Genomic DNA, 11,411 nt, shown 5'->3' with positions numbered 1-11,411 from the left:
GATAGTCGTGGTGTGGATAGTGTGCACTTTAGGTAAATTTCAGACTTATCCACGATTTGACACTATTTTTCACTTATGTTTTTTGATTCTCGATTTATGAAAATGTTTCATAACTTTTCATAAAACGTGTTACACTACCATTTTTGTTTTTTTACTTTGAATAAAAGCATTTGCCTGTCCGGGCAAAAAACTTCTAAATACTCATCTCTATTTTTAATCGCTGCAAATCCCAGCAACGGTTCGTACAATACTTCTTTAAATTGATCGGGAATGAAAAGAGTTCTATCGTCTCGCAACGAAACCAGTGCCAGAATAGTTTCAGATTCATTTTCCAATAAATAACAAAGTGATCTGCGGCTGCCCGAAAGTTCTTCGTCTTCCATTTCAAAAGCAGGCAGGATAGTGATCTCACCATTTTCCAGAACTGGATTTTCTTCCCTCAGGCGGATCAATTCTTTAGTGTAATTCAAGATGGAATTAGGATCATTCTGCTCTTCTTCCACCGAGATTCCGTCAGGTTCTGTATTCCAGACAGGATACCAGGAAGTCATTTCCGCACAGTTATTATCGGCACACCATTCCAGGGGACGGCGAATTCCTTCGTCGTAAGGATCTTTCTGCCCCTGCATACCAATCTCATCTCCGTAATAAAGCATCGGCATATCGGGAAATGAAAGCAGCAGAGCTAAAGCCAGTTTGGCAGATTTATCATCCAGGCGTGTAAATATCCGGTTCATATCATGATTATTCACAAATCTATTCATCACGGCATCTTTGGGAAGAATTGATTTCTGCTCATTCAAAAGTCGAATAAGTGGAGACGCCGTTCCGCTGGAAACCAGTTCCATCACACTGCCCTGAAAGGGGAAATCAAAAGCCATGTCAAATTGATCATCAAAGCTTTCAGCAATTGATTTCATACCATCCCAGTTTTCTGCCAAGATCAAAACTTCTGGATTGAGCGATTTTATTTGATAGCGGAATTTCTGCCAGAATGAAGCTGGCGGCCCTTTCACATAATCACAGCGAAAACCATCGATGCCGTCGGAAAAATCTCCGTCTCCATTTGGATCTATCCAGTATTTTGCCATCTCGATCAGATAATCCTGCACTTCATGGTTATTCACATTCCAGGCCGGCATGTAGGGATTCAGCATTTCGCGATCGGTGGGACGATGCCGGAACTGCCAGTTATGGGCTCTTGTATTGGAAGGATTGGTAAAGAAAAACCAGTCATCATATTTGGAGTCGGGATTGTCAAACGCATCCAGAAAGAAAGGATGCTGATTGGAGCAGTGATTGAGTATCAGATCGGTAACGATGCGGATTCCCCTTCTGTGGGCTTCCTGCAGAAGCTGCTGAAAATCTTCATTTGTGCCGTAATCGGCATTGATCTTGTAATAATCACTTACATCATAACAATGATAGCTGGGAGAGGAGAAGATCGGCATCAGCCAGATGGTTTCAATTCCCAGATCGGAATCTGTATCAGGATCGCCATCATTCAGGTAATCCAATTTATTTATAATTCCCTGCAGATCGCCGATTCCATCACCATCGCTGTCGGCAAAACTGCGCACGAAAATTTCGTACATCACGCCATCTGTGCACCAATCCGGCGGAGGAAATGATGTCGGTGGCTCATATTCTGGAATATCATTTTCACCGGAATCGACAACTTCATTATCGACCAGATCAACTTTGCCAACCTGCCAGTTGGCAGCAAAATTTCCCAAGGCCAGTTCCAGAAAACGATCCGCCATGGGATTATAATCGGTAAGTGAATAAACGCAGTATTCCTGAATTTGCGGAATAAAACGCAGAGCTTCGTAGCTGGGAGCGGAAACGATCCAAAGTTGTCGCTGCGGGTTAACTGGGTTTGGGTAGCGATACATAATTCCGACTTCATCGCCTTCAAAAGTTTCCTTCCCAATAAAAATTTTATCTTCTGTAATTTCAATAGGAAGTAATTCCGAAAATGCCTGTAAAATTGAATTTGAGCTTGGTGATCCCACTAAAATTAAATTGTATTTTTTCAGATGATCAATCGTAACTTCTTTATCTTCCAGGATTTCAGCTACATTTTCAGGATAATGAATCCAGCGTTTGATGCGGAAATCCACCACGTTGTAGGCGATCATTTCATTTACTTCCAGCTCGTCTTCATCTTCGGAATTCGTTCCCCAGATAATGATTGAATTATTTTCGAAAAAATCTGATCTGGGAGTATTTTGCAAGTCTTGTTTGGAGTAGTTTTCAGCTATAAAATCTTCAATTTCTGCTGCTTTTACTGTGAAAAAAAATATACAAAATACAATTACAAATAATCTACTCATTCCAACCCCATCTTTTCGATCATTCAACACATCATTCAATGTAAGTTCAATAATCAAGATTATACTTGTTTAGTGTCAAGTGATTATATTTGTAACACGCATCCCCCGAAAAATATTTATTTTCCAGTAAGCAACAAAAAAAAACAATAATTTCATTTTTTTCAAGCCCATGAATTTTTAACCTGTGAAATCAATTCAATTTCACTAGGTTATTCATGGGAAAAGCAAACAAAGCCTTTTATAGTAACTATTTCAATGGTTTATTATTTGTGCAAACGGTTGAAACCGTTGTCCGATATATTTCTGGTATCAAGATTCCCACGAATGAATTCGTGGGCTTTGCTGGATAAGGTTTTGGATGGGTAAAATAGCAACAATTTCATTTATTACAATAGATTAGGTTTATACCTTCCAAATTTTTCGGGGCATGCATGATTATATTTGTAAAAATTTGGAATGATTGCAAAAGTTTATTTAATTATAATTTACTTTAAATACCAATTTTAGTGAAAAATATTTGACTTAATTTTATTTAAAATAAATAAATGAAAAGTAATTTTGGTTTTGGAGCAATCGACTTTAATTAGGAGGATTGATGAAAGTTAATAGCTTTAAATTTTCTGCTATCTTTTTTGTTTTCATATTTATAATATTCCCAACAATTTTAGCAGCTCAAACCTATTGGGATGGAGCTAATATTGGAACCAACGAAAATCTGAATGCAATTGATTATGCTCTTTATGAAGGATGTATTGTTGTTGGTGACAATGGAACAATCTTTCAATCTTATGATCCAGCTTTATATTGGAATCAAATTGATTCGGGAACAACAGTTGATCTTAATGATATCTGCTTTTTAAACAGTTCTTGTGCTATTGCTGTCGGTGATGCTGCGACGATTTTACGCAGTGCAGATAGCGGGGAAACCTGGACTGCAATTAATTGTGGCGTTACCAGCAGTTTGCTTTCAGTAGATATCAACGAATCAGGTTATGGTGTGATCGGAGGAATGGATCAAACGATTTTATGGACGGATGATTTTGGAGAAACCTGGTCAACCGTACAAACCGGTTTTATGGGCGGAGGTTTTGAAGGTGCGCAGATCTTGGATGACAACACAGCTTTTGTTTTCGGCTCCAATTCTATCTTTCAACCTTTTGTCGGTCGTTCAACCAATAATGGAGCAAGTTTCAGCTTTTATAATTTCTATTTTCAGCAAGGTGCTGTGATGTACGAAGGAAAACTTTTCGATGGTTATTTTTTTGATCCCACACATGGAATTGCAGTCGGGCGCAGGTGGGATGGCTTTGGCTGCATTTCCACAACATCCGATCTTTATAACTGGACGACTGAACACTTCGATACACCATTTAATGGGGTAGATTTTGATGGCAGCTTTGGCTGCGTTGTCGGCGAAAATGGAATTCTATACGAAACAAGTAATGGTGGAACTTCCTGGGCTTTACATTCATCCAGCACAACTGAAAATCTTAATGATATAATAATTACGGGTTATGACCATGGTTATGCTGTGGGAAATAATGGAATTATTATAAACAAAAGCCATCATCAATTACCACCTCCTCCACAATTCACAGCAGAAATCCAGAATTATAATAATGTATTTTTGAATTGGGCTTCACCCAGTTCGGGTCAAACGATTTCTCATCACAATGGTTATGATTACAATGGTATTGGCGGACCACATGAATTTGAATGTGCAGCCAGATTCGATGCAGTTGAATTGCAGGATTTTTATGGAGTTGGTGAGCTGGTTGGAGTTAATATAACTTTGTACAGCACTTCTTACAATCAGGTTTTCTTAAAAGTATATGAAGGCGGTTGTTATGGAGATCCAGGCACCGAGATCTATTGTGAAGATATTACCGGAACTGTAATTTCGGGGGAAATGATGTATTATACATTGGATGAACCAATTCCACTATTAGAAGGGAATGAATATTGGTTGGGCTATGAATTTATATATGCATCAGATCATCCCGCTGCTGTAGATGCCGGACCGATGGTTCCAGATAAAGGAGCATGGGTAGGTAATTACGATAATTGGGATTTATTGCCTAACATGGCTGGAGTACTCGATTTTAACTGGATAATTGAAGGAGTTGTGAATTTAACAACGGATAATTCTCGCTGGCTGCTTGGTTATAATGTTTATCGGAATGATGATCTGATCGAATATATCGAAGATCCTGTCGCAGAAAACTATCTTGATGAAAGCCTTGATCAGGGATTATACGATTACCAGATCGCGCGAGTTTATGATGGCGGCAATACAGTTATTTCAAATATTCAAACGGTTGATATCACTTTTCCAATTCCCTATGATTTATCAGCTACTGTGAACTATCCAAACATTCTAATAGAATGGATGTTTGATGACGATTTGAGAAATTTTGAAGATTTCAATCTTTATATTGATGCTGAATTCTTTGGGCAAACTTCATCTACTTTTTATCTGCTTGATCCAAGTCTTCTGGAACCGGGAACGCACCAATTAACTATTACAGCAGAATTCACAGGCGGTTTTGAATCTGATCATTCTGAACCTCTGGAAATTATAGGTCCTAATTCTGCAAACGAGCTTCCAGAAATTCAAACAGAATTAATCGGTAACTTCCCCAATCCTTTTAATCCAACCACCGAAATCAGATTCAGCGTAACGCAAAGCTCTGCCTTTGCGACCATCGAAATTTACAATCTAAAAGGACAAAAAATGAAAACTCTGCCTGTCATCCTGAGCGAAGTCGAAGGATGTGGCAGCCCAAATAGTTATTCCGTTATCTGGAAAGGAGATGACGACAACAACCAACCCGTTGCATCGGGAATATATTTTTACAAATTAAAAGCTGGCAATTTTGAGCAGACAAAGAAGTGTTTGCTTTTGAAATAAAGGAAGTTATGTGAAAATTTTTCTAATAATTCCAATTGTTTTTTGCTGGTTTATCAACTTATTTGCCGATGGAGTCCAACCCATTGGCTCTGGAACAGAAGCAGATCCTTATCAAGTGGAAATTTTAGACAACCTTTTATGGATAAGTACGAACTCCGATTCCTGGGGTTGTAATTTTGTGCAAATTGCTGATATTGATGCGTCCGATACACAAAATTGGAACAACAATGAAGGCTTTATTCCAATTGGAAATGAAACGATATTTTTCACAGGTAGCTATGATGGAGAAGAACATAAAATTTTAAATTTAAATATAAACCGTCCGGATTCAGATTATCAAGGTTTTTTCGGTTATGTTTCTGATGCAGAAATAAAAAGATTAAGTTTGTTTGATATTGCGATTACTGGTCGTGATTATGTTGGCGGTTTAACAGGTTATAATCCTCATGCAGAAATAAGTTTCTGCTCTTGCATTGGTACAATAACAGGTAATTATGCTGTCGGTGGAATAGCTGGATGGAATAATTTTACCGATTTGAATTCTTGTTATACTAGTGGAGTTATCGAAGGAAGTTTTCAAGTTGGTGGATTGCTTGGTGCAAACTTTTTTGATACAATAATAACCAATTGTTTTAGTTTTGCCAATGTTATTGGAGACGATTGTGTTGGTGGTTTAACTGGCCAAAATGGATATTCCCAAATTAAAAATTGTTACAGCATTGGAACCGTGACGGCAAATTCAAGATTTGGTGGTTTGATCGGCTGGTGTTACAATTCCAATATCGAAAATTCATTCTGGAATGTTGAAACTTCAGGACAAACAACCAGCAGCGGAGGTGGAATTGGATTAACGACTACTGAAATGCAGCAGCTTTCAACTTATGTTGATTCTGGCTGGGATTTCGTCGATAATCCACCGCCAGATATCGCCAATAATGATTATTGGAATATGGATGGAATAAATAATGACTACTATCCTTTTTTGAGCTGGCAGGAATTTTCATCTCCTCTTGCAGCATATTTTACCACAGATGTTGTGTGTACGGATCAAAATTCAGTAGTTCATTTTTATGATCTTTCAACCGGAAATCCAACCAGTTGGAATTGGGATTTTCATAATGATGGGACTATAGATTCTTACGAACAAAATCCATTCTGGTGTTATGATGAAACTGGAACTTATTCAATTTCGTTAACTATAGAAGATCAAAGCAATTTTTCCTTTTCTGGTAAAACCGATTATATAATTGTGATACCAAATATTTTACCAGAAGGAAATGGAACAGAAGATGATCCTTATCTGATTAATACTCTGGGTAATTTGGTCTGGCTAACTTACCATCCCGAACATTGGGACAAACATTATGTTCAAACTGCCGACATTGATGCATCTGCAACTCACAACTGGTTTGAAGGTGCCGGATTTTCTGCAATTGGCAAGGAATATGATGAAAGTTTTAACGGAGTTTATGATGGTCAAAATCACATTATTGATGAAATTTTAGTATATCAACCCGATACCTGGTTTCAAGGTTTATTTGGTTTTTTGTTGAACGCTACTGTTAAAAATCTGGGAGTTACAAATGTAAACGTTACAGGTACTGATTATTGTGGTGGTTTGGCAGGAAGATCTCAAACTTCATTCGTAACAAACTGCTACAGTTCTGGTAATGTGAATGGAGAAAACAGTATAGGAGGATTGATTGGTCATAATCACATGGATGCTTCACTCACCAAGAGTTACAGCACTGCGAATGTGAATGGCTCAAGAGCTGGTGTTTTAGTTGGTTATAATCAATGGAGTTCAACTATTTCAAATTGTTTCAGTTTTGGAAATGTTTCAGGATTTGACAGCGTGGGTGGTCTGGTAGGATATTGCGGAGGTTCATCGACCCACAATTCCTATATTGATAAATGCTTTAGCGTAAGTTCTATAAATGGATCTGGTGATTATATTGGTGGTCTGGTCGGTTGTGACAATTATGGTGGAATTACTACAAATTCTTTCTGGGATATTGAGATTTCCGGAATCACTATCAGTGCTGGTGGAACTGGGAAAACAACTATCGAAATGAAAGATGTAGCAACTTACACTTCGCTTGTAACAACAGGTTTGGATGAACCTTGGGATTTTGTAGGTAATCCCTACGACGATATTGGTATGGAAGATATTTGGAATATTGAAACTTCCCAGAATGATGGATATCCATTTTTATGTGATCTAATTGTAGAAACAAGTCCAGATGAGATTATTCCATCGCATCCCATTTGTGGATTAACCAACTTCCCCAATCCCTTCAATCCAACCACAGAAATCAGATTTCAGATTTCAGACTTCAGACAAATTGATAATGCAGAAATTACAATTTATAATCTGAAAGGACAGCAGATAAAAGAATTCCGTCATACTGAGCTTGTCGAAGTATGTGGCACACCAAATAGTTATTCCGTTGTTTGGAAAGGAGATGACAACAACAACCAACCCGTTGCATCGGGTATATATTTTTACAAATTAAAAGCTGGCAATTTTGAGCAGACAAAGAAGTGTTTGCTTTTGAAATAGAAAATATTTAATCAAAAAATACTAAATCAAATATCCCGGTATAATATGTTTTTCCATATCTAATTCCTGTGAAAATGAAATTGTAAAAGTTTCTGCTTGCTTGTAGGAACTAACAAATTTTTTCAAGTTTTTACCAGCGATCTGATTCCATTTTGATTCCAAGGCGAAAAGCTGATTCTCTTTCTGCCAGATGAAATCAATTTCCTGTTTATTTTTTGTCCGCCAATAATTCAACTTTGTATTGATATCAGTTCTCTTGATGAGTTGTGAGAAAATATAATTTTCCAAAATCTCACCTCTATCAGTTCTAAATTCAGTGTCGGTAAAATTATTGATCAAACAATTGCGTAAGCCATTATCAATAAAATAGCACTTAGGTGTTTTTCTTAATTCAGAAGAAAGATTTCTATGAAATGGTTTTATAAGTTTAATTATATAACCTGATTCAAGAGCATTGATATAATGTTCTAAAGATTGTTTGTGTAATCTTGATTCTGTTGCCAGTTGCGAAAAATTCAACTGCTTGCCGGTAAACACAGCCAGAAGTTTGATGAGATGATTAAATTGATCTACTTTTTCTAAATTGAATATATGCCTGATGTCTTTAAATATGTATGAGTTAACTATATCTTGCAAAACTCTGATTTTATCTTTTTTTTCATTTTGCAGGACTGCTTTAGGAAAACCTCCGAAAATAAGAAATTCCTGCCAGATATTTTGAACCTTGTTCCTGGCAAAACGTAAAGGATCTGTTGCCAATTTAAATGAATCAATACCAATTAAAATGTCTGCAATATGATCTTCCTCTTTGAAACGGCAGAATTCAGTAAAATTTAGCGGATATAACTCGAAAATTATTTTCCTGCCAACTAAAGATTCTTGAAATTGCTTTCTGATCTGCAGAGAGGATGATCCACTGAGAATAAATTTATATTTGTCTGAATAGTGATCAACCATGTATTTGATCAAACTTGAGAAATCAGCAGCATATTGAATTTCATCGATAAAAATATATTTTTTATTCTCATGTTTGGAATTTTTATACTGCAAAAAATTTAAAAATTCATTGATCCCAGCATTAATCAGAGTTAAGTTTTCTGGATTTTCCAAATCCATATATAATATTTCTTCTGGTGTTAATTCACTCATCAAATGCTTCATCAATGAGGTTTTACCTACTTGTCTGGCTCCTAAAATAAAAATCGCTTCCGGCTTAGCTAATTGTTTTTTAATTTCCGTCTCGATTAATCTATGATAGTATTGCATAACTCACCTCTCATAGAAACAAAGTATAATCATATTGTAACAATAGTCAAACTTTTTTTACATATCCACGTGAAAATAGTCAAACTTTTTTTACACTATGCCGTAAAAATGGTCTGACTATTTTACATTAGGTAAAAACTTTCCCACCTCTCCCCCGAGAATTATCGAAAGAAGATGTGGGAAAGTAATTTTAAACCTGACAGTTTTAGCAAAGTGCTAAACTTTTCTTTCCGGGGATTCCTCTTCAGCTTCTTCTTCCAATTTTTCACGAATATATTCCGGCTGCGGATGCTGCACTTTTTTGTGCTTTTCCTTGTTAACATTATAATGAGAGCTGAACAGGATCTTGAACAAGATCAGCAGCATCACTGCCTGCCAGTAAGTTATGGAATTCACGTTGAAGATTTGTGTGATCGTAGCATTCCAGAGCAATTGGACGATCCAGCCAAACAGAAACGCTGCTCCAATGCCAAACAAAATAGCTAGCGGTATCCATTTCTTGTGTTTGCATTTCATAATTTCCTCCTAAAATCTATCTCCCAAATATGGGAATTTTATATTTTCATTATCGGTCGAACGCTGATTTTATAACCTTCCATCCAATCTTTTATCAGCAGCATCAACTCGGCAAAAGGCAGCCATTTAAGATAGTCTTCCCATGCTTCATTTTCTGCTTCCGGTTGAACTTTTTCTGCAGCATACAATAAAAGATCGATCTCCTGATCTTCTGGTGCTTGCAGCATGCCTTTTTTATAGATTTCATCTTTGAACATAATTTACCTCCTGCTTCAAGTCGGCTTCTTCCTGCAGATATTGCTTCAGATAATGAATAGCATAACGATAGCGCGATGCGATCGTATTGCTGCTTTCTTGAATGATCTTGCCGATTTCGGCAAACGTCATCTTCCCGAAAATATGCAGATTGAGAACATCGTAGAACAATGGCTTCTTATCTGCCAGTTTTGCCAGTGAAAGCTGCAAGTCCTTTTCATTCACGATCTCTTCTTTTTCTTCATTTTCATCTGGAAGGTCAAATTCATCGCTTAAAGAGATCACTTTTGCTTTCCTGCTCTGCTTGCGAACTAAATTTATTCCAATCTGAAAAAGATAAGATTTGGGATTATTAATTTTTCGCTTGGAAACTGCATCGATAAATTTTTTGAAAGTTTCCTGGAAAAGATCGTTAGCATCCTTTCTGCTGCGATTATACAGAAATGTGTAAAGTACATCTTTATATCTGTTGTAAAATATATTGAAGGCATCCAGATTTCCACTTCTATAATCTTCGATCAACTGCACATCTTTCCGCTTCATCTTTTTCCTCTCTATTTAATAAGACACAAAAACCGGAAAATTTGTCTAAACTTTTTTAATTTATCGTCAAAATAATTTTCTTTATCCAATTCAAACTTGACATCAAACATACAATTTTTCAAGACTGCGGCATGGCTAAAATCGTTTATGGATTATCAGGAGAAGGTTCAGGTCATTCTTCACGATCTCGTGAGATGATCTCGCATTTAACCTCACAGGGACATCAGGTTAAGGTTGCCAGTTATGACCGTGGTTACCGCAATCTTAAAGATGATTATGAAGTAATGGAGATTGAAGGTTTTTCCATTGTGAGTAAAGATAACAAAGTTTCAATCACCAAAACTTTTACCCAGAATTTTTCCACAATTTTTGATCGCTACGAATCTATCAATATCTTGAAAAAGAAGTATTTTAAAGATTTCCAACCTGACGCAGTTATTACGGATTTTGAACCAATGACAGCTTATCTGGCAAATGAATTGGATGTTCCTCTTATCACGATCGATAATCAGCACCGCCTGCGTTATATGGATTTTCCCTGCCCTCTGGAATGGAAAGCTGATGCAATTTTTATCGAAAACCTGGTTCGAGCTATGATCCCGCGACCTTGTGTTTCTCTGATCACCACCTTTTATTTCGGCAAAAAACGCAATGATCGAACTTTTCTGTTTCCGCCAATTCTACGCAAAAAGGTTCTGGATCTGAAAGCTTCGGCAAATGATTATATTCTGGTTTATGTAACAGCGGGATTTGAAACCTTAATCGATCATCTGAGAAAATATAACCGGGAAAAATTCTACGTTTATGGTTACAACAAAGATATCAAGGAAGGCAACCTGGTTTTTCGACCTTTCAGTAAAAGTGTATTTCTAAATGATCTGGCAGGTTGCAAAGGTGTTATTGCTACAGCTGGATTCACTTTGATGACCGAATCTTTCTTCCTGAAAAAACCTTATCTGGCACTTCCCATGAAAGGTCAATTTGAACAGGTTCTAAACGGATTGATGCTGAATGAATTAAA

At 36.9% G+C, this 11,411-nt stretch carries 8 protein-coding genes; 3 read left to right on the top strand and 5 right to left on the bottom strand.

Annotation, left to right across the window (positions count from 1 at the left end; all coding sequences use genetic code 11):
- Positions 1-134: 134 nt before the first annotated feature.
- Positions 135-2,336, bottom strand: coding sequence for a hypothetical protein (locus K9N40_11815; GenBank protein MCF7815154.1), 2,202 nt, complete (start codon positions 2,334-2,336; stop codon positions 135-137).
- Between the two features lie 595 nt (positions 2,337-2,931).
- Here K9N40_11815 and K9N40_11810 point away from each other — a divergent pair.
- Entirely contained in the window at positions 2,932-5,247 is a 2,316-nt protein-coding gene (locus K9N40_11810) for a T9SS type A sorting domain-containing protein (protein MCF7815153.1), read from the top strand.
- A 10-nt stretch (positions 5,248-5,257) separates the two neighbouring features.
- On the top strand, positions 5,258-7,810 hold the full coding sequence (locus K9N40_11805; protein ID MCF7815152.1) for a T9SS type A sorting domain-containing protein: 2,553 nt from the start codon (positions 5,258-5,260) through the stop codon (positions 7,808-7,810).
- A 21-nt stretch (positions 7,811-7,831) separates the two neighbouring features.
- On the opposite strand, the gene K9N40_11800 is transcribed toward K9N40_11805, so the two are convergent.
- The 4 genes from K9N40_11800 to K9N40_11785 all read right to left on the bottom strand — a co-directional run bounded on the left by K9N40_11800 (position 7,832) and on the right by K9N40_11785 (position 10,390).
- Complete coding sequence (locus K9N40_11800; protein ID MCF7815151.1) at positions 7,832-9,076, bottom strand: ATP-binding protein; 1,245 nt, start codon at positions 9,074-9,076, stop codon at positions 7,832-7,834.
- A gap of 216 nt (positions 9,077-9,292) precedes the next feature.
- Positions 9,293-9,592 (bottom strand): hypothetical protein, encoded by a 300-nt coding sequence (locus K9N40_11795; protein MCF7815150.1) that lies wholly within the window; start codon positions 9,590-9,592, stop codon positions 9,293-9,295.
- A 38-nt stretch (positions 9,593-9,630) separates the two neighbouring features.
- A complete protein-coding gene (locus tag K9N40_11790) occupies positions 9,631-9,849 on the bottom strand; it encodes a hypothetical protein (protein MCF7815149.1) in 219 nt (72 codons plus the stop codon).
- Positions 9,836-10,390, bottom strand: coding sequence for a sigma-70 family RNA polymerase sigma factor (locus K9N40_11785; protein ID MCF7815148.1), 555 nt, complete (start codon positions 10,388-10,390; stop codon positions 9,836-9,838). The genes K9N40_11790 and K9N40_11785 overlap by 14 nt, the downstream gene beginning before the upstream one ends.
- A 131-nt stretch (positions 10,391-10,521) precedes the next feature.
- Between K9N40_11785 and K9N40_11780 the strand changes: the two genes are divergently transcribed.
- Positions 10,522-11,411, top strand: an 890-nt coding sequence (locus K9N40_11780; GenBank protein ID MCF7815147.1) for a hypothetical protein, incomplete at its 3' end; no start/stop codon positions are given.

The organism is Candidatus Cloacimonadota bacterium (assembly GCA_021734245.1).
Lineage (GTDB): Bacteria > Cloacimonadota > Cloacimonadia > Cloacimonadales > TCS61 > B137-G9.
Note: the sequence above shows the minus strand (reverse complement) of the source record. Positions and strands in the feature narration are given on the sequence as shown.

What these genes read in the sequence shown, in the direction of transcription:
- K9N40_11815 (MCF7815154.1), bottom strand. Translation starts at nt 2,336, where the DNA reads ATGAGTAGATTATTTGTAATTGTATTTTGTATATTTTTTTTCACAGTA.
- K9N40_11810 (MCF7815153.1), top strand. Translation starts at nt 2,932, where the DNA reads ATGAAAGTTAATAGCTTTAAATTTTCTGCTATCTTTTTTGTTTTCATA.
- K9N40_11800 (MCF7815151.1), bottom strand. Translation starts at nt 9,076, where the DNA reads ATGCAATACTATCATAGATTAATCGAGACGGAAATTAAAAAACAATTA.
- K9N40_11795 (MCF7815150.1), bottom strand. Translation starts at nt 9,592, where the DNA reads ATGAAATGCAAACACAAGAAATGGATACCGCTAGCTATTTTGTTTGGC.
- K9N40_11790 (MCF7815149.1), bottom strand. Translation starts at nt 9,849, where the DNA reads ATGTTCAAAGATGAAATCTATAAAAAAGGCATGCTGCAAGCACCAGAA.
- K9N40_11785 (MCF7815148.1), bottom strand. Translation starts at nt 10,390, where the DNA reads ATGAAGCGGAAAGATGTGCAGTTGATCGAAGATTATAGAAGTGGAAAT.